The following is a 25,476-nucleotide window of genomic DNA, read 5'->3' on the forward strand; positions in this document are numbered from 1 at the left end:
GATTGATTGAGTACGATCTAATTATGTGCGATACTACATTAAATTCATATCCGTTCGCTAAACCATTTGCCTTTTTATCCGTTAAACTTTCTCAGGATTACATATAATCATACTACCCAAACGGCAACCCGTCTGCCGGTCAGGCAAACGGACAAAACGGCCACACTACGCCCGAACCAGCCTTCGGAGCAACTGGCCTACAACCTCAGGATCAACCAGTTGACCAAACCTTAACTACCCGGCAAGGGCATCCCCTAACCAACAATCAGAATTTACGTACGGTAGGAAACCGGGGCCCCGCTACGTTAGAGAACTATGCTTTCCTCGAAAAAATAAGCCATTTCGACCGGGAACGCATTCCTGAGCGGGTCGTACATGCCCGCGGAGCCGGTGCACACGGCGTTTTTGAAGCGTATGGTACGGTTGGCGACGAACCCATTTCAACATACACACGGGCCAAACTGTTTCAGGAAAAAGGCAAGCAAACCCCTGTATTTGTACGCTTTTCAACGGTTATTCACGGTGGCCATTCGCCCGAAACGCTACGTGATCCGCGTGGCTTTGCAGTGAAGTTTTATACTGAAGATGGAAACTGGGATTTGGTTGGCAACAACCTGAAAGTGTTCTTCATTCGTGACGCCATGAAGTTCCCCGATCTGGTTCATGCGTTCAAACCCGATCCGATTACAAACCGGCAGGACGGACAGCGTATTTTTGATTTCATCAGCAATACGCCCGATGCCATGCACATGATTACGTTCCTGTTTTCGCCCTGGGGTATTCCGGCCAATTACCGGATGATGCAGGGGTCGGGTGTCAATACGTATAAATGGGTGAATCAGGCAGGAGAAGCTGTGCTGGTCAAATACCACTGGGAACCCAAACAGGGCGTTAAAAACCTGACGCAGGAGCAGGCAGAAGACGTGCAGGGCAAAAACTTCAACCACGCTACGCAGGACCTTTACGATGCGATTGAAAGCGGAAACTTTCCACAGTGGGAATTATGCGTGCAGATTATGAGCGACGACGCCCATCCGGAACTGGATTTTGACCCGCTTGACGACACGAAAATCTGGCCGCAGGATCAGTTCCCGTTCCTGCCAGTGGGCATGATGACGCTGAACAAAAACCCGGACAATTATTTTGCCGAGGTTGAACAGGTTGCGTTCGGTACGGGCGTTCTGGTCGATGGACTAGACTTTTCGGACGATAAGATGCTACAGGGCCGGACGTTCTCGTATTCCGACACGCAGCGGTACCGGGTAGGTACGAATTACCTGCAACTGCCAATCAATGCTCCTCGTAAGCACGTAGCAACGAACCAGCGTGATGGTCAGATGGCATACCATGTCGACACGGCACCGGGTCAGAATAAGCACGTGAATTACGAGCCATCTTCATTAAATGGTCTGAAGCAACCGGCTGCCGCTGGCCCCGATCATACCCCGCACGTAGAAGGCAAATTAATCCGTCAGCCCATAGATCGCACCAACAACTTCAAGCAGGCCGGTGAACGTTACCGCCTATTTGAAGATTGGGAACGCGACGACCTGATTAATAACCTGGTTACAACGCTACAGCCAGCGGAGAAGCATATTCAGGACAAAATGGTTGAACTTTTCAGCCAGTGCGATGAAGAGTACGGTCGCCGGGTGCGCGAAGGGCTACAGAAAGGCAGTTCGAATGGCCAGCATTCGGGTGCGCCAATTGGAGCCGCCCACGCTGACGAAGCCGTAAAAGAAGCCGAAGAAATGGGACACGAAGCAAAGACGTATTAGTGCTTCCGTCGATTTTGCAACCATAGAATCTTAAACAGGCTGGCTCAGTGAGTCGGCCTGTTTTTGGTTTATGACTGCTTGATAACAGATTAACTGGGGTGATTTAAAATCGCATTGTACAAGTAAGTCTATTACTCCACCGGCACTACGGTAGAATTTTTTATTTCCGACATTACAAAAAAACTACTGATGTGTAGCGTGCCGGGAATAACCGACAAACGTTCCTGATAGAAATGATTGTAGGTATCCATGTCCCGACTTACAATTTTGAGCAGATAATCGAACGTACCCGATACGCGGTTGCACTCCAGCACTTCCGGGAGTTCGCGAACGTCTACCTCGAAGGCGGTGAATGCATCGCGGGTTTGCCGGTCCAGCGTTACCTGACAATAGATCATCAATAGATTTCCTACTTTTTTCTTATCCACAATCGTTACGTATCGTTCAATAACGCCTTCACGCTCAAGCCGACGAATACGCTCATGAACAGGGGTCTTCGACAGGTTGATCTGCTGCCCTACCTCCTGAATGGTTAAGTGGGCATTTTGCTGTAATATCTTCAGAATCTTGCGGTCTATAGCGTCAATGATTGCCATAACGGTCTTTTTTACGTCCAGGAGTGAGTATATATGCAGTCAACAGAACTATTTCCGGCAAATCAGCTAATTCGTACGCACATTTCCCAAAAAAATACGTCTCTTAGAAAACAAATAGACCCGCTTTACCTTTGTATTAGTATTAAGTAACCTTCCAAACCAGTCTGACCAATATGGTTATTGGTGTTCCTAAAGAAATTAAGAATAATGAGAATCGTGTTGCGCTTACACCGGCGGGTGTAACCGAGCTTCGTAAGCATGGGCATGTTGTATATGTGCAGGTCAATGCAGGCGAGGGCAGCGGATTTGAGGATGAAGAATACATTGCGGCTGGCGCAATTATGCTGCCAACCATTGAAGATGTATATGCGATTGCGGAAATGATTATGAAGGTCAAAGAGCCAATTGCGGCTGAATATGACCTGATTAAAGAAGACCAGTTGCTGTTTACCTATTTCCACTTTGCTTCGTCGGAAGAGCTTACGCAGGCTATGTTGGCTAAAAGAGCCGTCTGCCTGGCCTACGAAACTGTTGAGCGACCCGACCGTAGTTTGCCACTGCTGGTTCCCATGTCGGAAGTAGCGGGTCGGATGGCGATTCAGGAAGGAGCCAAATACCTCGAAAAACCATTGAAGGGCCGCGGCATTTTGCTCGGTGGCGTACCGGGTGTTAAACCAGCAAACGTACTGGTGCTGGGCGGTGGCATTGTTGGCACGCAAGCCGCTAAAATGGCGGCAGGTTTAGGCGCACACGTAACGATTATGGACGTGAATCTGTCCCGGTTACGTTATCTGTCGGATATTATGCCACCCAATGTACAGACCATGATGTCGAACGAATACAACATTCGCGAGATGATTAAAGTCTGTGATCTGATTATAGGCGCAGTACTGATTCCGGGTGCGAAAGCTCCTCACCTGATTACGCGTGAGATGCTGAAACTGATGCGCTCGGGTACCGTACTCGTCGACGTAGCAGTGGATCAGGGCGGCTGTATTGAAACCTGCCACCCAACTACGCACGAAAATCCAACCTATATCATCGACGACGTAGTTCATTACTGCGTTGCCAATATGCCCGGTGCGGTGCCTTATACCAGCACACTGGCCTTAACAAACGCTACACTTCCCTACGCTCTGCAACTGGCTAATAAAGGCTGGCAGCAGGCATGTCGCGATAACTCAGACCTCAAACTGGGCCTGAATGTGGTTGATGGCAAAGTTGTTTATAAAGGCGTTGCCGACGCATTTGGTCTACCCCTCACGGATGTCAGTACCGTACTGATCCCCGAAGAGGAAGAGGTTCAATAATATTACCCATTCATCGACAAACGCAGGCCGCGCTCTTCGGAGTGCGGCCTTTTTACGTTAACTTAACCGCCAAACAACGAATAATCGCATGGACGCTCAACCCAAAGCAACTGTGCCGACGCTCTATGAATGGGCGGGCGGGATGGATAATTTTGAAGCCTGGACAGATTTATTTTACAAACGGGTTCGGAACGATACAATTCTGGAACCCGTGTTTCGGGGTATGTCACCTGATCATTCGCGGCACGTGGCTCATTTTGTTGCTGAAGTATTTCGGGGACCCACTACGTACAGCAGCAATGAGGGAAGTCATTACGAAATGATTCATAAACATCTGGGTAAGCACCTGACCGAAACCCAGCGTCGGCGCTGGATAGAGCTGATTCTGGACACGGCCGATGTCGTTGGGTTGCCGGATGACCCGGAATTTCGTTCGGCTCTGGTCGGCTATCTGGAATGGGGCTCCCGGCTGGCTGTGATTAACTCGAAGGAGGAAACCGTTAGTGAACCGACAGACGCGCCTATGCCCAAATGGGGCTGGGGCGAAACAGGTGGCCCTTATATACCCTGAACTAGGCTAAGTTCTGTTGTACCAGTTCTTTCCATTCGTCTTCCAGCGACCCGTTAAAGAACGTAGCACCTGCCCGCCGATACCAGTAATTAGCATTAAAGCGATCGCCTTCTTTACGGTGCAAATACGCATGAAGCCGATCATACAGTTGTGTTCCTTCACGACTTTGAGCGATGTTGTGAGCTTGCTCCCAATGGCCATTGGCATCGTACCAAAGCCCCTGCAAAATTGGGTGCAGGTCGGCAGGTGGGTTAGTTTGTGAAAGCGTTGCCGTAAATTGATCGAGTGTCATGAGCGTAACAGGAATAAATAGTCAACACGATAAAACGTACTCTTTCTGAACAATAAGCGTACGAAAACCTACTCAATTTCTTACTTCAGGGGTTGCATTGCAGCCTTGACGTAAGGCTCGTAAGCGGGCGTTACAAAAATAGTATAGGTGCTTAAGCGAATAGATTGGTATGGGTGTTTCATAACGCGGGGCAGATGCTCACCAAGTTTGTGAACATCGTTAGTCGGAATAATGGCTAAATCAGCATCTTCCCACTGATTTTCCGTTGGCCAGATGTTGTAATGCTTGTGAAAGAAGGGAATTAAAAAATCGAAGATAAATACGTTGGAATGCGCCGGAATCGCCCTGGCCAACGTTTCCACTACCGCTACGTCTGACGCAGGCAGCATTGGCTCTTTGAACGGATCAAAGCGATGTCTCACCAGATTACGTACTATTGAAATCAGTTGAAAATCGGGTCTTGCATACTGCACAATCGGCAGTTGAATACATACCAGCACCAATCCAATAAGTGCTGGTTTCCAGACTGATACAGGTTGTTCGCCAATGCCTAACAATGACCAGATAGCCAGACAATACGTGACCGAGAACGCATAGACCAGCACAAAGCGTGGAGGCCACGTTAATGAGACCATGTCAAAAAGCGCATTGGTACCGTAATAAGTAGCGCCCTGCACCCAGTTGGAAAGCAGCAACGCCGACTGCGCAACCGCATAAATCAGCAGTACGCTACCAACCTGCCGCCAGCCAACCCGATAGAGGCCATACAGTAGAAACCCAATGGAGGGCAACAGGAGCAGAAAGGTCTGGAAGACAAGTTTCAGGTTTTTGCGGATAAAAACCCGGTCGTGCAATCCCGTTTCAATCGCATTAATAGCTTGCTGCAACCGGGGCTCTGGCTCCGCCGAATGATTTTTGTACGATAAGAAAGCCATCCCCGCAATAAACAGGACTGCCCATCCGGCTGCCGTTAGCCAAAACCGGCGCTGCTTCAACAGGTCGATCAACGTACGGCGTTTGTCAGAAACTAAATACTGTATGCTCAGAAACGCCAGATGAATAACACCGACTAATAACGCTCCATCTTCTTTAACGGCAACAATTAACACGGCAATCACCCAAAACCAGACTGTCTGGTGCGTAAGCAAAGCCCAGATAAACAACAGCGTAAGCGGCAGATACGTCAATTCAGGATGCCAGCCAATGCCGGGGTGATCGTTGAACCAGAACCAGACAGGACCAGTCAGTAAAACCAACAAAATAAGCCACAAAGCCCAGTTGCTCATCCGTCGGCTCAGGTGATGGAGTATCAGTCCGTAACTCAACAGCGAGAGGCCTGTTTGGACGGCAAACGCCCCATAGGCTCCGCCCAAATGGATAAGCGGCCCCCACAATAGCATAGCGTAATTGTTGTGAATTCGGTCATCGTACCCCCAGATATTCTCATAGAGCAAAGGCCGTCCGTCCATCCAGCTACATGATTCCTGCAGGAAAATGTACATGTCGTTGAATGTATAATACAGCCCCTGAAACCGAATGACTTTGAAACAGAAAAACAGTAATAGAAACAAGCTGCTCACGACAACCGGAGCCATCCATTTTAGTCTCATAAATCACGTTAACGACCTGTCGAGCCAGCAGCAGAGATCGTTGGAGAGAGCAAACTTACAGAAATAACCGGGAGCCGTGCTAACCTACCCTTTCACTCATGAGCAATCTCGCAGCGATTCTATCCCTTAGTCAAGTAGTTCCTTACGCAAAATATCGCCGAGTTGCGTATACGGTACTGTAACCTGAATAGGACCGACTACGTAGGCGGCAATTTCGTAGGGATTGTAGTAGAAAACCAAACCGTCCCGGCTCATTCCGACATTAGCAGGCAGAAAAAAATGACCGTCCCGCAGAAAGTAACCCTGCTCTTCAAGATTTGTATTTGATGACAACTCTTGCTGTGCCCGGAAAGCTTTTTCAACAATACCAACCAAAGAAATCGTGTCCGTGACCATATCGGTCAGGTTGAGTACCCGGCCCGTTTCCCGGTCGAACGTGCAGTACATCAAATTGGAATTTGGGTGTGCACCACCAGTATAAGCGTATGATTCCAGCTCCACCGTTAGCGCCTTAGGGCCTACGAAAAGTGTATCGGCCCTGGTTTTCAACTCCCAGCAACCGCCTAAATTACCCATATCTTTCCGCATGCTCTCGTAGTCGGCCGCAAATAAGTTAGCGGTCCTGGGCAGGTCGGTCCGTAAATTGGGGTTGGTGGCAATCGTTGTGCTGTCAAGCCAGTTGACAATGCTGCTAACCGCCATCGACCGCAGACTGTCATTGATTTTGCGCGCTCCTTCACTTTCATCCTTCAACAAAAAATACGAGACGGCTACGTCTACCCCCGTATTGCTCGACGTATCACACCGACTGGAGCCCGTATACGTGTACTGCTGATGAGCTAAAGCGGGTGGGCCAGAAGAAGGCTGATGACAAGCGAACAGAAACCCAGGAAGAAGGCCCAGAAGACGGACAAAAAAGTAGTTCATGAAGAGGAAGCAACTTCCGTTGAGCACCAGAATTCGTTGCTTTAAACAGGTTGTAAGTAGCTATGTCGCACCAGATTTTAAGCCGGTGCGACATCATCAACTCTTACAAACTTAACAAATCTTTAAATCGTATTGCCTGCCGACGGCTAATTTCAATTTTATCTCCTCCACGTAATGTGACCAGTAAGCCGCCACTAAACCAGGGTTCAATTTTTTCAATCCATTGCAAATTGATGATGTGCTTCCGATTTGCGCGGAAAAACGTAGCCGGATTCAGCCGGTCTTCCAGCGCATTCAACGATTTGAGTACCAATGGTTTCTGATCATCGAAATACAGACGAACATAATTCCCCATCGACTCAAACAGCCGCACTTTCCCTAACTTAACGAACCAGCACTTTTCACCGTCTTTTACGAAAACCTGATCATTTTCGCCCAGAATTTTTGTCGATCCGCCCGTTGTTACCCCACCCGATGATTCTGGAATATGCTGCTCTTCTTCTACCCGATGGATGGCTTCTGACAAGCGGGCCAGTTCAACCGGTTTGAGCAGATAGTCGAGGGCATTGAATTCGAAGGCTTTTATGGCGTATTCATCGAAAGCGGTCGTAAAAATTACTTCCGGCGTTTTCCCCTCGATAGACTGTAATAATTCGAAGCCATTCTTACCAGGCATCTGGATGTCCAGAAACAACAGATCCGGCTCCAGTTCTTCAATCATGGGCAAGGCTTCATTCGCACTGGCGGCTTCACCAATAATCTGAATTTTCGGAAAGTTCTCAAGCAGCCGACGCAGTTCGTTGCGGGCTAGGCGTTCATCGTCAATTAATAGGGTCTTCATACGGGAATGAGAAATGATGAATGAGAAATGATGAATGGTTTCGCGTCAGCCCATCCATCATTTCTCATTCATCATTTTTACGTTTACATTACGTTTAAATAGGCCCTCCGACTGGGCTGGAATGGTAATTTCGGCACAAACAACCGGCCCGTTGTTGCCGCTGTCGGCCTCCTGAAATATCTGAAATTTAGCTTCGGGTCCGTAAAGCAGTTCAAGACGTTGGGCAGTGTTAGCCAGCCCAAAACCGCCAGAAGCTTCTTTATCGCCCAGAACGCCCGTATTACGGATAATAATGTGCAGTTTGTCGGCAACGATACTCGAACGAACTTCAACAAATCCGCCCCCGATGGCTGTTGACACGCCGTGCTTGATCGCATTCTCAACCAGCGTCTGAAGCATCATGGGTGGCACCTGCCAGAAAAGTGTCCGACTATCGAGATCAATATAGGACGTCAGCCGATCTTCGTAGCGAACTTTTTCGAGGGCTAAGTAATCTTCCACTGTTTTAATTTCTTCCCGTAATTCAACGGTTTTTCGTCGGTCGGCCAGCAGCGAGTTACGTAGCAGGTTGGAGAGTTGCGTAATTCCCTGTTGTGCATTGGTTGGGTTTTCGTAAACCAGGGCCCGAATGCTGTTGAGTGCATTAAAAACGAAATGCGGATTCAGTTGCGAACGTAACACTTTAGCCTCGGTTTCGCGGATGCTCGTTTTGAGCAGGATACGCTCAATTTCTGCGTTACGGTTTTCCTCTACGTAGTGATAGGCCGTGTAGCTGAGTACCCAGGTAAGCATCGTTTTGCCCCAGCTGATCAGGTACCCAATAGTCGGCCAGGGTTCTTCGATGAAATATTGAGGGAACAACCGACGATCGATGGGAATATTCACCAGCGTCATAATCAGGGCCAGCACAAAAACCGATAGCAGCACCCGCGGAGCCAGTCGAAAAAAAGGTAATCGCACCCAATTCCAGCGCCGGATCATCAACCGGTAGAGGTGCGTCAGGGTTATGCCGAGAAAAACATTGGCAATAGCCAGATAGAGCATATCGGGGTCGAAGACCGGCGTTTCCAGCACGTAGGCCACATACTCCACCAGAATGAGGAGCGTCCAGCCAAAAAGCTGACAAAACCAGTATATCTTCTGCTTCGACATTTCCATTTCACTACGTCCCTTTTACCGGACAATTAGCGAATATACTGGATAATAATTCAGATTGCCGGGATACTACACCAATGGAAAAAAAGGAGGAAGGGAGGAAAAGGAAAACGGATGAGAGGGAGACTAAATTATTTTTCTCTCTACCCGTTTCGCCACTCCTCCCTTCTCGTTAGGCAATAGCCAGCGATAACAGATGAGCTGTGTCGTTGGCTAATTCAATCGTAAACGTATTGGTATCGTAATCGTAGCGGAGTTTATATAAACAAAGATTGCTGTGCTCAAAATGGTCCATCGTAGCCAGGGGCTGATTGGTCAGCCAGCAGAGCAGAATGCGTATGGCCCGGCCGTGCATCGCTACCAGTACCGTTTCTTCCTCCGGATGCGCCAGAATATGATCAATGGCTACTTTCTGACGAACAGCTACCTGATCCGGGCTTTCGCCCCCATCGGTTGTAACGGCGGTATTCCCTGAAGCCCAGGCTTCGATCAGATTACGGTAGTATTCATTATCCAGATTACCGGGGGCTCTGCCTTCCATAACCCCCCAGCTAATTTCGTTGAGTCCTGTCAGTTTTTCATACGGTATGCCCAGTTCAATAAAGGATTCAACGGTTTGATACGTCCGTTTCAGACCTGAGATATAAATTTTGTTGAACGGTACGTGCTGATAAGCTTGAAAGAACGCCATAGCCTGCGCCCGGCCCATCTCGTTTAAGTCCGAATCAACACCACTCCCCTGCACTACGCCCCGCCGGTTGTAGTCGGTTTCACCATGGCGAATCAGATAAATTGTTTTTTGTGTCAAGCGTAATGCGTTGTCAGTTGGTGACTTTTTTCAATTTTAAAGCGCAAAATTACGCAAAAAACACGGTATTTGTCTGATTAACGCGTCAAGTTTCAGGTTCTAAGTTGGCTTCGGTAACCTAAAATCTGGAATGATAAACAATACGCCTGAAACATTTTCCTGTATAACTATGAAAGCTGGTTTTGATCTGAATGCGCTTGATTTTATTCACACCGAATCCATTGGTAAATTCATTGGCATTGAATTTATGGAAGCAGGCGAGGGCTACCTGACTGCCCGGATGCCCGTCGACAAACGGACGCAGCAACCGTTTGGAATTCTGCACGGAGGAGCCTCGGTTGTGCTGGCCGAAACGCTGGGCAGCGTAGCGTCGTATATGCTACTGGACGACCCTGCCAAACAACGGGCTGTTGGTCTGGAAATCAACGCCAATCACCTCCGCTCGGTACGTGAGGGTTGGGTGTATGGCCGCTGTACGCCTATTCACATCGGCCGTACAACGCACGTATGGGATATCCGCATTACCGACGAGCGGGAAAAACTCGTATGCGTTAGTCGGCTGACAGTAGCCATTATTAGCGGGTAAAATTGAAGACCATAATTGATCAGTACGTACCGTAATATGCTTGAGCTTAATAGCCGTGGATTAATAATTCCTGATTATAATGTCCCATCGACGGTTGACGAATTAGCGTCTGTTTTTGTATGGAATATACCAACCAGGCAACGTAAAGAACTGTTCAGCAAGTATATCGATTACATGCTGGAGATGTATGATATTTTGGGTGATACGCCGTTTATTCAATGGATTGACGGGAGTTTTACGACAACGAACGCTAGCCCAAATGATATAGACATTGTCACTTTTGTTAACTTTGACGTAGCGACACGTTTAGAGAATGAGCTAGCTCAATTCAAATATCCATTATCGTTAAGTTACGGTATGGACGCTTATATCGTACGAGTTTTTCCGCCTGAGCATCGTTCATTTGCATTGTATGTTGGTGACCGGGCTTATTGGCTGGATAAATTTAGCAAAACAGAGCGTAATCGCCGGGGTATTGTTTATCGAAAAGGATTTATTGAATTAGTACATGCCAATGAAGAACGCGCAACTCTTAAAGGCTTACGATTTAATCCGTGAAATTCAGGAAATTGATTCGTTGATCAATTTCCACCGGAATTTATCTGAGGATGCATTCATGACTGATCAATATCTGGCTCGAAAAGACAAATTATTTGCCCGACTGCTCACATTGCTCTCACAGCCAGCTTTGGCATCATCAACTGCTTATCGGCTTATCAGACAGCTTGTAGAGAAGTACTATTCTTCTGACCTAACCGACTCATCTACAGTGATTTTACCAGATGATTGGGAAGAATTTCAGCGCTTAGCCTTATAATTTCCGCTTGATTTAGTGCCTCATGAGTCGGCCGCACTACGCACGTATGGGATATCCGCATCACCGACGAGCGGAGAAAACTCGTATGCGTTAGTCGACTAACCGTAGCCATTATTAGCGGGTAGAAATTGACCTTCAGCAGCGTTATAGTAAAAAGCACTTGTCTGATGGTCAGTCAACAGGAAGAGGTTTTCAGTTTTAGAAGGAAACGCAACTATTTACTCTGGCTTTTACTTCTTGTCCTGTTCGCAATCCTGGTCGGCATACCAACCGGACTTGCCATTAGCGAATTCCCCTATCCAGACCTGGGAATGGTGCTGTTCTTTTTTGCAACGGTTCCGATGATGTGGATTGCAGTGCTGGCCGATTTTGGGCCGCGCGCATCGACGATTGAGCTACGTAAAGCGGATTTTCTTATCCAGAAAGTAGGGCAGAAAGTGCATCAGCACACTTATTCAGCTATTCTGGCTTATAACGAACGTACCGTTACGTCGGGACGTCAATTCAGGGAGTTAACGGTTTATCTGAACAACAACTGGTTCGTTGTCCGGTCAAATGAATTTGATGATTACGATTTCATACACGATCAGTTGACTCAATACGGTAATCCGGGACCGCAACAGAACGTACTGACAAGCACCGAGCGGAACCGATTTCGATGGTCCATAGGGTGGTTCGCCCTGCTCATAAGCGCCAACATCGCTTTTGGATACCTTGCCCATGATTCCGCCGACAAGAAACCAGCCCCGGTTATTTCCGTTACCGCCGTTGTTAATCGCGTTTCCATCCAGCAAACCAAATACAGTTTTAAGGGCATTGATTTCCAGTTACAGCCCTGGCCTGATTTTACATTTTATGCCAGCCGCAGTAGTTACGCGACAAACATACGGCCACTAAAACAGGCCATCGCCTTGAAACGCCCCGTTACGTTACTCATCCGGAAAAGCGAGTTTCGGAAAAAGATTTTGAAAAAAGAGCCGCTTACGTTCGGCGACAAATTTGACAGGTACGCTCAAATCGCGGTTTTTGGCATCAATCAGGGCAACAACGTTCAGCTTATGACAGACAAGCCCATTTACGAACCAACGCACACGAATCCTACCCAACGTACTATCCTGCTGGGCATGTTACTCCTGTGCTGCTGGGCGGGTTGGGTTTACGTAGACAGGTACAAAGTCTTACCGTCGGCATAATACCCCGCCTACTTTTTCCGTACCTTCGCGGTCCAATCGTTGAGCCAAAAACTCGTCAACCACAGTTATGATTCACAAAATACGGCGCGAAGATGCTCTTGATTACCACGCCAAGGGACGTCCGGGTAAGCTGGAAGTTATCCCCTCCAAAGAATATAATACGCAGCGAGATCTTTCTTTAGCGTATTCGCCGGGCGTAGCAGAACCGTGTCTGGCCATAGAAGCCAATCCCGACGATGCCTTCAAATACACGACCAAAGGGAATCTGGTAGCGGTTATCAGCAACGGTACAGCCGTGCTGGGTCTGGGCGATATTGGCGCACTGGCCAGTAAGCCCGTTATGGAAGGAAAAGGATTGCTGTTCAAAATTTATTCGGACATCGACGTCTTCGACATTGAGCTGAATACCAAGAATATCGACGAATTTGTACGTACCGTCAAGATTCTCGAACCCACGTTTGGGGGCGTCAATCTGGAAGATATTAAAGCGCCCGAATGTTTCGAGATTGAGGAACGGCTCAAGCGCGAGATGAACATTCCGGTCATGCACGACGACCAGCACGGTACGGCCATCGTGAGCGGAGCCGCGTTGCTCAACGCGCTTGAACTGGTTGGCAAACGTATTGAAACGGCCCAGTTTGTGATTCTGGGTGCCGGAGCTGCCGCCATTTCGTGTGCCCGTCAGTACGTTGCGCTCGGTGCCAAACACGAGAATATGGTGATGTTCGATGTGAATGGGCCGCTCACTACCGACCGGACCGATCTGAATGAGTTAATGCGTCCGTTTGCCACGAGTCGTCCCATCAGTTCATTAGCCGACGCTTTCGACGGGGCGGACGTATTTGTGGGGCTGTCGAAAGGAAATATTGTGAGCCAGGCACTCATCCGCACAATGGCAAAGGATGCTATCGTGTTCGCCATGGCGAACCCGAATCCGGAGATCAGCTACGATGAAGCCATGGCCTGCCGCCCTGACATTATCATGGCAACGGGCCGCTCCGATTATCCAAATCAGGTCAACAACGTATTAGGGTTTCCTTACATTTTTCGGGGTGCACTCGACGTTCGGGCCACTGAAATCAACGAAGCCATGAAGCTGGCCGCTACGTATGCGCTGGCCGACCTGGCCAAGAAGCCCGTACCGGATCTGGTGAACCTGGCTTATGGCGAATCGAATATGATTTTCGGCCGGACGTACATACTGCCTAAACCCGTTGACCCACGTCTGCTTTCGACCGTAGCGCCCGCTGTGGCCAAGGCAGCTATTACGTCGGGGGTGGCGCGGCAACCAATTACTGACTGGGACGCTTACGAACAACAACTGGCGCGTCGGCTGGGGCAGGACAACCAGATATCGCGGGTTATTCTTACCAAAGCCAAAGCCAATCCGAAGCGAGTCGTGTTTGCCGATGCCGAAAACCTCAAGGTTCTGAAAGCCGCTCAGCAGGTTCGGGATGAAGGCATTGCCCACCCTATTCTGCTTGGTGAAAAAGCAAAGATTCAGCAGATCATTCAGGAAAACGGCCTCGATTTAGGACATATTCCAATCCTCGACCCGCGCGCGCCTGAGCAGGAAGGACTTGTCGAACGGTTCGGTGATCTGTTTTTCGAGAAGCGTAAACGGAAGGGAGTCAATCTTACTGAAGCGCGGAAGCTGATGAACATCCGCAACTATTTCGGCGCCATGATGGTCGAAACGGGCGAAGCCGATGCGCTGATTTCGGGGTTGACACGTAGCTATCCCGATACCATCCGTCCTGCCCTGCAAATCATTGGCAAAGAACCGGGTGTGAAAAAAGTGGCGGGTATGTATATTCTGCTGACCAAGCGCGGACCATTGTTCTTTTCTGACACAACCGTCAATTTCAACCCGACGGCCGAAGAAATCGTGGAAATAACCGAGCTGACTGCGCAAACCGTTGAGCGATTCAACATCAAGCCACGTATTGCGATGGTTACGTACTCCAACTTCGGGAGTGCTAAAGGCGAGGATGCCGAGAAGATGAACCGCGCCGTTGAAATTTTGCAGCGCAAACATCCGGATATGATCGTAGATGGCGAAATTCAGGCGCACCTGGCCTTTAATACGGAATTACTCCAGCAAAACCATCCTTTCAGCGTATTAGCCGCTGAAGGAGCCAACACGCTCATTTTTCCCAACCTGTCGGCGGCAAATATTGCTTATAACTTAATGAGCGAAGCGGCAGGTTTCGATGCCATCGGGCCGATTCTGCTCGGCATTCGGAAGCCGGTATACGTACTGCAGCTGGGTTCGTCCGAACGCGAAATTGTAAACATGGTTGCCATTGCGGTAGTCGAAGCACAGGGGAAATAATTATGAATTATAAATGATGAATGATGAATGGGCTGACGCGAAACCATTCATCATTCATCATTCATCACTTATCATTCTATCACGTGTCACGAATCTTAACGGGTATTCAGAGCAGCGGGCGACCGCATTTAGGAAATATTCTGGGGGCCATCAAGCCCGCTATCGATTTATCAAAACAATCTGACAATGAGTCGTTTCTGTTCATTGCCGATCTGCATTCCTTAACGTCAATCAAAGACGGACCAACCCGCCGGGAATATACCCGGGCGGTAGCCGCTACCTGGCTGGCCTTTGGCCTCGATACTGAGAAAAACACCTTCTGGCGGCAGTCGAGGGTGGCCGAGCATACAGAACTGGCCTGGCACCTGAGCTGCTTTACGCCTGTACCGATGCTGAACAACGCAACATCGTTCAAGGAAAAGTCTGAGCGGTCCAGCACACCGGCCAGTACGGGTCTGTTTATTTATCCAGTCCTTCAAGCGGCCGATATTCTTCTGTATGATGCCGAAATTATTCCGGTAGGAAAAGATCAGCGGCAACACATCGAGATGACGCGCGACATTGCCAGCGCATTTAACCGGCAGTATAACGAGGACGTGTTCGTACTGCCCGAAGCGCGTATCGATGAACGCCTGATGACCATCCCGGGTATCGACGGAGCCAAAATGAGCAAGTCCTACAATAACTACATTGACATTTTCCTGCCTGAAAACGAACTATGGAAAGTAGTCAAGAAAATTAAGTCGGACTCCACACCGCTTGAAGACCCGAAGAACCCGGATACGGATATTACTTTCCAGTTGTATTCACTGCTGGCGTCGGATGAGCAGGCGCAGGAATTACGCCGTTTATATGAAGGGGGGAATTACGGCTATGGTACGGCCAAGAAAGCCTTCTACGAACTTATTCTGACGAAATTTGCCACAGAGCGCGAACGGTTCAACTACTATATGGTGGAAAACCCGGATGCACTGGAAGCCGAATTAAAAGCCGGTGAAGAAAAAGCCCGCGCCATTGCCGAACGGACCATGACACGAGTACGGGAAAAGCTGGGCTTTAATTAAGTTTAACGCTTACCGACTTCACTCTTCGATTGTATAAACCGGGGTATCGGGTAGTTTAAATCGTTACAAAAGAATGAAGAAACTACCCGATTAGCTTATTGGAGCGATATTGAACGAACCCGGAGCGTTCCAGCATAAGCACCGGAATTTTATCCACATTACGTTGACAAAAGCGCAAAAAACGTGTCAGCTGAGAACGATCCTACCCAACGTTTCAACGAAGACGTAACAGCCAGGGGCGAAGACAAAAATCTGCAACTGGAACGTCTTGTTTTTTTCAGCGATGCTGTTGTAGCGATTGCCATTACGTTATTGGCACTGGATATAAAAATTGAGCCTACACCCAGTGGCCATTTGAGCTTTTCGGATATTCTGGGAGAATGGAAAGTATTTGCGGCTTTCGTGCTATCCTTTATCAACATCGCCAATTTCTGGAAAACACATCATACGTTCTTCGCACACATAAAGAAGATTAATGACCGGCTTCTCTGGTACAATATTCTCTGGTTGTTCTTTATTGTCACGCTTCCGTTCTCTACATCGCTGGTTAGCAGCTATTTTTTTGATACGCCTGCCATTTTTCTGTATAGCTTAAATATCCTGTTCATCGCTCTCTTTCAGAACTTTATCTGGGATTATGCGTCGGACACGAATTGGTTTTCCAAAGAAAGTCCCAACCGGTATGAATTCCTGAAGCAGGATACTGTATCCGACTTGATGATTTCGCAGTATCGGTTATTCTGTAATCTGGATATGATCAACGCGCTGCTGGCGGTCGTGCTTTCGTTCCTGAGTCCGGCGGTTGCCTTCATCTCCCTTTTTACCAAACTGCCCCTGATCATTATTGCCCGAATGGTCTACAGAACGAGCGATCAACGGTTCGGTACAGAACGACCCGGCGCTACGAACCAGGGACCGAGAGGCCGACGTAACTAAGCGTTACCGTATAAACGGGTTCTTTTGGCATCAGGTCAACGTATCCAGTTTTTCGGTGAGGTAGCGCCAGTAGCGTTTAGGTACGTGTTGGAGATGCAGCTTCGGGTTGTTACGCTCGGTAATGTTTGCGCTTCGGAAATAGTCTTTCCATAACGTATCGTATAACCGCTCCTGGCCATCCAGCCCGGCTTCCAAAACATCCTGCCCGGTTGACGCCCTGGGCTTGTGCGCTAAAAGGACTTCGCAAACAACATTGCCGTCGTAATAAATCCCGTAATGGCGTCGCTCATCGTAGATCAGCCATGACTGATCAGCGTATCGGTTTTTAAAATGGGGTAAGATCAACGGCAGTACGTTAAAATCTGGGCATATAGCTGCCATAAATAACCCATTCTGGTGTTTTTTGAAGCGGACAAAAGCTTCCATCCGATGCTTTTCCCGATGTACTTTCTGGGCCGCCTGTGTTATAGCCAGCACATCGGCGTTCCCAAAATTTTCGGCACACCCATTCGGGCTGCGAAACACATACTGAGCGAAGTTGAACAAATGCTGGAGAACCGTTGGACTCTCAGAAAGAAAGGCCTGATAAAAACGCTGTTGACCATCGATGCCCACTTTCTTTTTCAAGCCTATCCACACACGTTCTGCCCGATTCGACTCCGTGCGGATACGTATCAGTTCATCGAAAAAGCCGGGTTCGAAGAGACGTTCCTCTATCAGATCAACGACTTCATGCTTCCGCGAAAAAGATTCAAAAATAGCCGTTAACAATCCCTGAAAACTGCCGTCGAAGACGTAAACAATCATTAGAATAATCGCAATTGCTGAAACTGATTGTTGGCATATTTACTCTGGCTTGTACGCAAAATAATTCGTTTAAGCCGCTGTGCATCTGGCTCGTTGAATTGGACCGGCGTATCGAGACACCGAATGAAATGCTGCGCCTTATTATAGGAAATACCAATCTTTTTTAGCTGATGGATTCGAATTTTGCCAAACCGCCGGGCGGCCACGATTTTCTGAGCCGACCGAATGCCAATACCCGGTACCCGTAGGATCAACTGGTAATCAGCCGCGTTGATATCCACTGGAAACACGTGTAAATTCCGTAAGGCCCAACTCAGTTTCGGATCAATGTCGAGATCAAGATTTTGGTAGACTTCGGTAAAAATTTCATCTACGGCAAACCCATACAACCGTATCAGCCAGTCGGTCTGATACAGGCGGTTTTCGCGAATCAGAGGTGGCGGAGTGCCGATAATGGGCATTCGGTTGTCGTGGCTAATCGGTATATATCCACTGTAGTACACCCGTTTTAACGAAAACGCTTTGTAATACTGATTCGCCATGTGCATCACATCCCGATCCGTTTCGGCGGTTGCGCCCACGACCATCTGTGTACTTTGCCCGGCTGGAACAAACCGGGGCACACTTTTGATCAACTTTCGCTCATCCTCAAACTGCACGGACTTTGCCCGAATTATGCCTAGTTCCCGTTTTACTTCAGCATGTGATTTGTCGGGCGCCAGCAATTTAAGGCCAGCCTCGGTGGGCATTTCCAGATTGATACTCATTCGATCGGCATACAAACCCGCTTCTGTAACCATCTCTTCACTGGCGCCGGGAATGGTTTTCAAGTGGATGTAGCCATGAAAATTTTCTTCCAGCCGTAACTTTTTCACAATACGTAACATACGCTCCATGGTGTAGTCGGCATTCTTGAAAATTCCGGAGCTGAGAAACAGGCCTTCAATGTAGTTTCTGCGGTAAAAATTCATGGTTAGCGCCACTACTTCTTCTACGGTAAAAGCAGCCCGTTTGATGTCGTTACTAACGCGCGACACGCAGAATGCACAGTCGTAGATACAATAATTGGTGAGCAGTATTTTTAGTAACGATACGCAACGACCATCTTCCGTATAGGTGTGGCAGATACCCGAACCCGTATCACCGATTCCTTTTCCGTCATTCTTCCGGTTACTACCACTGGATGCACAGGAGACATCGTATTTGGCCGCATCGGCCAGAATGGTTAATTTCTCTCGTAGTCTATCTTCCATAATCCCAGGCATATTTTATTAGCCCTGTTGCCTCATCCGTTTTTTCTACCGGAGCCGTTCCAAACTTAGAATTTATTAGCCAATATAATACAACTAAAACAGTATATATTTTGCTTTCCATATATTGACATAAATTTTGTCGAACGTTCTTTTTTAGCATGGCGCGCTTAAACGCAGCCAGCTCTTAGCACACAAAAAAACTCCCGGTATCAGTAGCGGAATACTACGTACCGGGAGTCGCTGTTTTACCGTATGTATTTGTCTGGATTGTTACTCCATCACTGTTTATACGCTCATTGTCAGGCTATTGTCAACGTTATATATCAGTAATCCACCGCTATAAACACGGTTATTTCGGATTTTTTGTGGCTGCACTACCAGCGGCTGGCGGGTTGTAAGCGATTTCATTATCGGGTACATCCCAGTAATCCAGATAGCCATACGTAATGGTAGCATTTCTGCTGACAGCACCAGTGCGGCTAAGAGCAACAGCGCCCGTCCGACCGGCTTCCAGTAAGCCCCAACGACGAGCATCGTAGAACGACAGCGCCCGGAACAATAAACCAATCCGACGTTCACGACGTAGTTCTTCTTTTGCAGCATCGAGTGTCAGACCTGTTCCGGCAACAGCTTCCAGACCGGCTCCCTGCGACTTACGTACTTCGTCAATCAACGCCAGACCATCCTCCGTTTTGCCGGTATAGATCAAAGCCTCCGCTTTCATCAGTTGATTTTCTTCGTATGAACTAGCCAGATACAGTTCATACCCACCCGCGTTCGTGTTTGAAAACGAAATTACCGATGGGTTTCCCTCTGAACCCGCTGCTCCACGGTTGACCAAATCAAAGCGCGTGAAGAAGGAATTACCCCGCGACGTTTCGCCGATATAAGCTGATGCCCGTTGCTTAAAGTTATTGGTGAACCGGAGATCACCGGTTTTGAAGTCCTGAATCAATCGTTCCGAAATTTTATAGGTATTGTTCGAACCCGTTGTTTTTCCAGAAACCGTTCCGCTCGTTGGCGATAAGAAGTCACCCGTTGCATTCGAACGGCCCGTAAAAACGAAGTCCGAAGCCTGAATTCCAGCGTTGGTCAGCGTCAGAATATCGGCCCACTGGGCTGCGGTCATGGACGCAACACGTGTATTTACGAGGATATTCCGGGCCTTCATCGTGTTGATGTTACGTATCCACATGGCAGGACTTATAACAGCCGATGCACTACCCCCTTTGCCGACCCGGTTGAAGCTTGGAATCAGGCCCTGCAACGTTGCCGTATAGTCAGCATTAACGGTTAGACCGGCCAGAATTTTAGCAGCTTCATCGAAGTTTTTGTTCGCTTCGGTAATAATAGCTTCTTTAGCAACGTAGTTACCGTTCGTACCACTCAGCACTTCACCATTTGCTTTGTCGTTGATGATTCCGGCATAATACATCGACCCGATCCGCGAATAGGCATAGCCTTTCCACCAGTAAGCCCAGGCTTTTAATGCACCTTTCTTCGTGGCGGCATCACCCGTAAACGTTACGGCTTCAATGTTTGCCAGAATCGTGTTGGCCGCGTTGTTCATGTTGTACATATAGGCCCACTCGTAGTAGGTCGAGTTCTGAAAACCTGTCGAGTTAACGTTGGCCGTGATCCGGATGAAATCAATTTGCTTGTTAGGCGAATTCGGATTGAGCAACACCGTACCGTCGTCGAGTTTAACCTGATCGGGACAGCCAATCTGATTGATAAAGACGTTCGCAATGTCTGTTCCGATCACGTCGCCCATCAGCTCGTGATTACCGATGGCCCCTGACCAGAAATAGCCCGGCACGCCATCGTAATATTTTACATCTCTGAATCCTGTCAGATAAAACCCCTCGCCGTAGGAAATCATCCCACTTTCCGTTCTTAACGCATCCGGAGAAGGCTGGTTCGGGTTCTTTACGTCCAGTTGTTCTTTACAGGATGTGATAAATCCAGCGAACACCAGTGTTAAGGCAACTATTTTTAGCGTATTCATAAAGACAATGTTGGGGATGGGTTTCCTTAAAATCCAATGTTTAAAGAAGCCTGATACGACTTAAAGTTTGGCATCGTGCTGTGGTCAGTTCCTCTGTCCCAGGCCGAGTTCGACGTACCTGAGCTGATTTCCGGATCGAAGCCGGTGTACTTGGTCAGGGTCCAGATGTTACGTCCTGACAGCACCAGTTGAAGCCGCTTAACCGCTGGAATCTTGAACAGGCGGGCGAAATCAAGTCCTACCGAAATATTTCTCAGGCGCAGGAATGACGCGTCCTCGTAGAAATAATCTTTCGTACCATTGGCAGTACGTTGTGCATAAACGCCCCGATAGAAAGCTGTCCAGGCACCGGTCTGACCGTCAATTGTGAACGGGTTGGCATAATCGCTGTGGATACCATCGCGGTACATCCATTCTTTCGTCTGGTTGTAGAGGTGGTTGCCGTTTACCCAGTCAAACTGAACGTTAAACGTCAGGAAGTTTTTATACGTCAGATCGTTGATAAACGACATGTTAAACTTCGGATTCGGGTCGCCAAAGCTGAATTTATCGGCGGTGAAATAAGGCTGTTTAGTTGTTTTGTTCACAACATACCCGTTGCTGGCTACCGTATACTGTTCCTGGCTGGCCTCTGGAATAAAGTAATTGCCGTTCGGGTCCCGCGCATCGACGCTATGAATGGTTTTGTAGCCATACAACTGACCGATCTTTTCACCCGCTTTCAGTACGTAGTTTGTGCTACCGGCGTTGGAGGTAACAATAACCGGAGAGTTGTTGCGGATCGAAATGATCTTGGAGCTTTGCTTACCGAAGTTGATGGTGGTGTTCCACTTGACGTTCGATCCATTGTACACCGTCGAGTTCAACGATGCCTGCAGACCGTTCGAGCCTAAGGTAAAGGCGTTATCAATCAGCGTTCCCAGGCCGATAGAAGGTGCTACGTCAATGGTGTAGATCGCATCTTTTGTTTTCCGATCCCAATACGTTGCCGAAAGCGCAATGGCGTTCAACCAGCTACTCTTTTTAAACAAGCTGAATACCATGTCTGCGCCTATTTCTACCTCCTGCGATACCTCTACGCCCAGCTCTGGGTTACTCTGCCCATTGGCGTAATAGAAAGCCGTGGTGTTGCCTACTGTGGTTGGCGTAATGGTGATATACCGGTCAAACGGCTTAGGCTGGATACCCGCCTGTCCATAAGCCGCCCGCAGTTTTAACTCAGGCAGGTAGTTATTGACGCTGCTATTCTGCCAGAAATTCATACCTGACAGACGCAGGTACCCGTCACCGCGTGGGAACGTAAACGGCTTGGAACCCTGGCCGAATGCCGACGAGAAATCACTCCGGAAGCCGCCCGATACACCCAGCCATTCGCCGTATTCAAACCGTTGGTTGATCAGGTAACCATACGTAATGAAAGGCTCGGTATAATCGCGATAAACCCGCCACGACGAGGCATTGGTAGCGTTGTAAGGCGAGAAAGCGGCTGGTAAGCCAAGTGCTACGTTGGTGTATTCCGTGTTCTTGCTGTTCCGATAATCGAACGCAAACTGCGTAACTGACCGGATAGGCAGACGTGAAGCAAAATCTTCTTTGAAATCAAACACCGTTGTCGCCGTAGCCAGGAAGTTCTGAAACAGTTTTGTGTTCAGGTATTTCGTCAGATCGCCCCCATTATTGGTATTGTAGTTCGAGATGTACGTTGCCGTTCCCAGACCTTGCCAGTACTTGATGTTGGCGTTATTCGACTGGTTCAGGTACTCCAGATCGCGATTCTGAACCTGGTAGTTAAGACCGTATTTCGCATCCAATTCAACGAATTTCGGAAACTTGTAATTGAGGCTCATATTCTGGATAATGTCAATTTTGTTGTCATTATTCCGGGTGTAGGCCTGCCGATACGACGGGTTCGATGCATTGATCCCAATCGTCTGGTTCATGTTATACGGAATGGACCCATCGGCAGTTGTTAATGAAAAGTCAGCCAGCGGATAGGCATTCAGCATGTTGTACAGAATGGTCCGGTCGCTGGATTTCAGGGTGCTTTTCGTATAAGCCAACTGCGTGATTGACCGCAGCATAAGCCCTTTAGCCAGCTGGATACCGACGTTGGCCGACAGGTTGCTGCGATCCCAGTAACCGTTGTTCAGGATGTTACTTTCCTGGTGGCTATTGGAAACCGATACGCCAAAATCAGCTTTCTGGCTTCCGCCCGAAATGGCAATGCTATTGTTGATCGTATTGGCCGGTTTGAAGAAATACGAAAAGTGATCGTGGTATTGGAGGTTGGCGTCGTAAGGCTTGCTGTTCGTAGCCGTCGGATCGGTCGAGTTATACTGTACGTTCTCCGTATAGATACCATTCGTCGCATCGTACGTAATGGGCTTACCCGACGACCCGATGATGTTGTTGCTGGCGTCTGTAGAGAAAGCATGAAATTTCGCCTTGCTCAATCCACCCACGTTCAGGTACGTATTGGAAGCTATGCTCGACGAAACATCGATGTTCAGCTGGCCATTTTTTCCTTTTTTGGTGAACAGTTGAATAACCCCGTTCGCGCCCTGTGCACCATAAATAGTAGCTGCGGCAGCACCCTGTACGACCTCAACGCGCTCAATGGCATTCAAATCAATGGTTTGCAAACTAGTCGCGCCCATTTGGATACCGTCGATCAGAATCATCGGCTGAGTGCCCCGGTTGATGGTGTTGATACCCCGCAACAAAATGTTTACGTCGGCTCCCGGCGTACCGCTCCGACTGGTGATCTGCGCACCCGGAATTTTACCAATCAGCGCCTGATCGACCGAAGCAGAGGGGGTCTGTGGTAATTCTTTGGCCGAAACAGATTCAACCGAAATGGCAATTTTACGCTTGTCTGTAGCTACCCCAACCCCCGTTACCACAATTTCAGCAAGCTGCTTGGTATCGGTAGCCAGTTTAACGTCGACAACCGAATTGGCACCAATCTCCACTTCTTTGGTCGCCATACCAATAAACGAGAACACCAGCGTACCTTTTGCCGGAGCCATGATCGAGTAACTACCGCTACCGTCTGTAACAGACCCGACTGTTGTTCCTTTCACGACTACCGATACGCCAGGCAGGGAACCATCATCTTCTGCCGAGGACACTTTACCGGTGATTTTCCGTTCCTGTGCCCAGGCAGAAATCCCGACTGAGCATACCAACAGGAAGCTCAGGAGTAAATTTTTCATCATATACAAATTGTAACAGTTAGGTTATATTACTTAAAGGACTTCTTGCAAAAATAGATTAACATAATTTTAATACAAGGCTTTTTTATGAAAAAAATCATATAAACAGCTAATTTCGAAGTAGAAGTAGGCAATCAAATTTAATTTTGACTATGCATCGTATTTTAATTTTATCTATCAAAAACTCCTGTTATTTGGAATTTTATGCGTATTATTTAAAATAGTCTATTATTAATTTCTGTAAAAATACGGCCAGTAAATTACTTTTTATTATTATAATAATCCTAATTATAGTAGGCCATAGTCATATTTACGGGGTCATATATTTATGAGTATTTATACTTAGATAATTCATCTTTATTGGAATAACTAAAGATTAAATTAAATTTTAATAATTTTTTAAAGTAGCTCCCCACACAACAGGGCATCCATTACTTTTTTTTAGATATGACTAAATACGTGTCTTGCTGGCAGCAAGTAGATATGGACTGAATAATTGTTAGTAGTTTGTGATCAAGTCAACATTGCGTGTTTTAAACACAATCATTTTTTAGACTCAGCTTTGCCCACCAGTTTATGATTCACTACACCCACCCAAGTCGAATTCTGGTCGCTCTGGATTGCATTATTTTCGGTTTTGATGGTGAGGAGCTTCAGTTGCTGCTCATCAAACGCAACTTCGACCCTGAACGCGGCAAATGGTCGCTGATGGGCGGGTTTCTGAATGAGAACGAAGACCTGGAAAGTGCAGCCCAGCGTATTTTGTATAACCTGACTGGCCTGACCAATAACTACCTCGAACAACTACAGACGTTCGGAGCCGTAAATCGCGATCCTGTCGAGCGAACCATTTCGGTAGTGTACTACGCGCTCATCAACATTCAACAGCAGGATATGAACGCTGTCAAATCACACAATGCCTACTGGATCAGTTTACACAATAAGCCAGATCTGATATTCGACCATAATGCTATGGTTACCCAGGCTTTGCATCAGTTGCGCTACAAGGCCGCGCTGCATGCCATCGGGTTTGAGCTGATGCCTGAAAAATTCACCATTCCGCAGCTTCAAAAGGTATACGAAGCTATATATAGTAAGCAGCTCGACCGCCGGAATTTCAGCCGGAAAATCCTGTCGACAGACTTATTAATCAACACCGGGGAGAAAGACACCAACTCTGTCACCAAGAAAGGACAGTTGTACCGACTGAATACCGAGAAGTATCAACAGTATCTTACCGACTACGTTAGCTTTTTCCCTGAACTGACACTGACATAAGCTGCCAGAGACCTATTGACAAAAAATAATTACTCTTTATCGTGGTAATAACACAATTGTCTTGTAACATTGTGTCAATCAAACACGATTCAAAAA

At 47.9% G+C, this 25,476-nt stretch carries 20 protein-coding genes and 2 pseudogenes; 11 read left to right on the forward strand and 11 right to left on the reverse strand.

The features are described from left to right. Positions 1-221 precede the first annotated feature (221 nt). A pseudogene (locus tag LN737_RS27765) lies at positions 222-1,778 on the forward strand (catalase); the annotation flags it as partial. Between the two features lie 131 nt (positions 1,779-1,909). Here the strand turns inward: LN737_RS27765 and LN737_RS27770 are convergent. Further along, positions 1,910-2,374, reverse strand: a complete 465-nt coding sequence (locus LN737_RS27770; RefSeq protein ID WP_405514027.1) for an Lrp/AsnC family transcriptional regulator — start codon at positions 2,372-2,374, stop codon at positions 1,910-1,912. A gap of 173 nt (positions 2,375-2,547) precedes the next feature. On the opposite strand from LN737_RS27770, the gene ald reads away from it, so the two are divergent. Next, a complete protein-coding gene (ald, locus tag LN737_RS27775) occupies positions 2,548-3,684 on the forward strand; it encodes an alanine dehydrogenase (protein WP_405514029.1) in 1,137 nt (378 codons plus the stop codon). A gap of 88 nt (positions 3,685-3,772) precedes the next feature. Then, positions 3,773-4,255 (forward strand): group II truncated hemoglobin, encoded by a 483-nt coding sequence (locus LN737_RS27780; protein ID WP_405514031.1) that lies wholly within the window; start codon positions 3,773-3,775, stop codon positions 4,253-4,255. A 1-nt stretch (position 4,256) separates the two neighbouring features. On the opposite strand, the gene LN737_RS27785 is transcribed toward LN737_RS27780, so the two are convergent. The 6 genes from LN737_RS27785 to LN737_RS27810 all read right to left on the reverse strand — a co-directional run bounded on the left by LN737_RS27785 (position 4,257) and on the right by LN737_RS27810 (position 9,888). Continuing rightward, positions 4,257-4,547: a hypothetical protein gene (locus LN737_RS27785; RefSeq protein WP_405514032.1), complete on the reverse strand. Its 291-nt coding sequence runs from the start codon at positions 4,545-4,547 to the stop codon at positions 4,257-4,259. An 80-nt stretch (positions 4,548-4,627) separates the two neighbouring features. After that, entirely contained in the window at positions 4,628-6,157 is a 1,530-nt protein-coding gene (locus LN737_RS27790) for a hypothetical protein (protein WP_405514034.1), read from the reverse strand. Between the two features lie 126 nt (positions 6,158-6,283). Next, the gene (locus tag LN737_RS27795) at positions 6,284-7,084 is read right to left on the reverse strand and encodes a DUF3298 and DUF4163 domain-containing protein (protein ID WP_405514036.1); all 801 of its coding nucleotides are present in this window, start codon (positions 7,082-7,084) and stop codon (positions 6,284-6,286) included. 103 nt (positions 7,085-7,187) lie between these two features. Beyond that, positions 7,188-7,925, reverse strand: a complete 738-nt coding sequence (locus LN737_RS27800) for a LytTR family DNA-binding domain-containing protein (RefSeq protein WP_405514038.1) — start codon at positions 7,923-7,925, stop codon at positions 7,188-7,190. 57 nt (positions 7,926-7,982) lie between these two features. After that, positions 7,983-9,077: a sensor histidine kinase gene (locus LN737_RS27805; protein ID WP_405520551.1), complete on the reverse strand. Its 1,095-nt coding sequence runs from the start codon at positions 9,075-9,077 to the stop codon at positions 7,983-7,985. A 175-nt stretch (positions 9,078-9,252) separates the two neighbouring features. Beyond that, the gene (locus tag LN737_RS27810) at positions 9,253-9,888 is read right to left on the reverse strand and encodes a histidine phosphatase family protein (protein WP_405514040.1); all 636 of its coding nucleotides are present in this window, start codon (positions 9,886-9,888) and stop codon (positions 9,253-9,255) included. A 169-nt stretch (positions 9,889-10,057) separates the two neighbouring features. Between LN737_RS27810 and LN737_RS27815 the strand changes: the two genes are divergently transcribed. The 7 genes and pseudogenes from LN737_RS27815 (at position 10,058) to LN737_RS27845 (ending at position 16,819) form a co-directional block, all read left to right on the forward strand. Beyond that, positions 10,058-10,474, forward strand: a complete 417-nt coding sequence (locus tag LN737_RS27815) for a hotdog fold thioesterase (protein ID WP_405514042.1) — start codon at positions 10,058-10,060, stop codon at positions 10,472-10,474. A 36-nt stretch (positions 10,475-10,510) separates the two neighbouring features. Beyond that, on the forward strand, positions 10,511-11,032 hold the full coding sequence (locus tag LN737_RS27820) for a DUF6932 family protein (RefSeq protein WP_405514044.1): 522 nt from the start codon (positions 10,511-10,513) through the stop codon (positions 11,030-11,032). A 285-nt stretch (positions 11,033-11,317) separates the two neighbouring features. Then, positions 11,318-11,416 (forward strand): annotated as a pseudogene (locus tag LN737_RS27825) (thioesterase); the annotation flags it as partial. Between the two features lie 42 nt (positions 11,417-11,458). Beyond that, a complete protein-coding gene (locus LN737_RS27830) occupies positions 11,459-12,484 on the forward strand; it encodes a hypothetical protein (protein ID WP_405514046.1) in 1,026 nt (341 codons plus the stop codon). 67 nt (positions 12,485-12,551) lie between these two features. Beyond that, positions 12,552-14,819 (forward strand): NADP-dependent malic enzyme, encoded by a 2,268-nt coding sequence (locus tag LN737_RS27835; RefSeq protein WP_405514048.1) that lies wholly within the window; start codon positions 12,552-12,554, stop codon positions 14,817-14,819. Between the two features lie 83 nt (positions 14,820-14,902). Continuing rightward, positions 14,903-15,883, forward strand: a complete 981-nt coding sequence (trpS, locus tag LN737_RS27840; protein WP_405514050.1) for a tryptophan--tRNA ligase — start codon at positions 14,903-14,905, stop codon at positions 15,881-15,883. Positions 15,884-16,066: 183 nt separating this feature from the next. After that, complete coding sequence (locus LN737_RS27845; protein ID WP_405514052.1) at positions 16,067-16,819, forward strand: TMEM175 family protein; 753 nt, start codon at positions 16,067-16,069, stop codon at positions 16,817-16,819. 30 nt (positions 16,820-16,849) lie between these two features. Here the strand turns inward: LN737_RS27845 and LN737_RS27850 are convergent, their stop codons facing one another. The 4 genes from LN737_RS27850 to LN737_RS27865 all read right to left on the reverse strand — a co-directional run bounded on the left by LN737_RS27850 (position 16,850) and on the right by LN737_RS27865 (position 24,105). Beyond that, the gene (locus tag LN737_RS27850) at positions 16,850-17,626 is read right to left on the reverse strand and encodes a TIGR03915 family putative DNA repair protein (protein ID WP_405514054.1); all 777 of its coding nucleotides are present in this window, start codon (positions 17,624-17,626) and stop codon (positions 16,850-16,852) included. After that, positions 17,626-18,879 (reverse strand): putative DNA modification/repair radical SAM protein, encoded by a 1,254-nt coding sequence (locus LN737_RS27855; protein WP_405514056.1) that lies wholly within the window; start codon positions 18,877-18,879, stop codon positions 17,626-17,628. The genes LN737_RS27850 and LN737_RS27855 overlap by 1 nt, the downstream gene beginning before the upstream one ends. Positions 18,880-19,228: 349 nt before the next feature. Beyond that, the gene (locus LN737_RS27860) at positions 19,229-20,887 is read right to left on the reverse strand and encodes a RagB/SusD family nutrient uptake outer membrane protein (protein WP_405514058.1); all 1,659 of its coding nucleotides are present in this window, start codon (positions 20,885-20,887) and stop codon (positions 19,229-19,231) included. Positions 20,888-20,913: 26 nt separating this feature from the next. Then, positions 20,914-24,105: a SusC/RagA family TonB-linked outer membrane protein gene (locus LN737_RS27865; protein ID WP_405514060.1), complete on the reverse strand. Its 3,192-nt coding sequence runs from the start codon at positions 24,103-24,105 to the stop codon at positions 20,914-20,916. Positions 24,106-24,678: 573 nt separating this feature from the next. Here LN737_RS27865 and LN737_RS27870 point away from each other — a divergent pair. Beyond that, positions 24,679-25,380: an NUDIX hydrolase gene (locus LN737_RS27870; protein ID WP_405514062.1), complete on the forward strand. Its 702-nt coding sequence runs from the start codon at positions 24,679-24,681 to the stop codon at positions 25,378-25,380. Positions 25,381-25,476: the final 96 nt, after the last annotated feature.

The organism is Spirosoma sp. KNUC1025 (assembly GCF_045160025.1).
Taxonomy (GTDB): Bacteria; Bacteroidota; Bacteroidia; order Cytophagales; family Spirosomataceae; genus Spirosoma.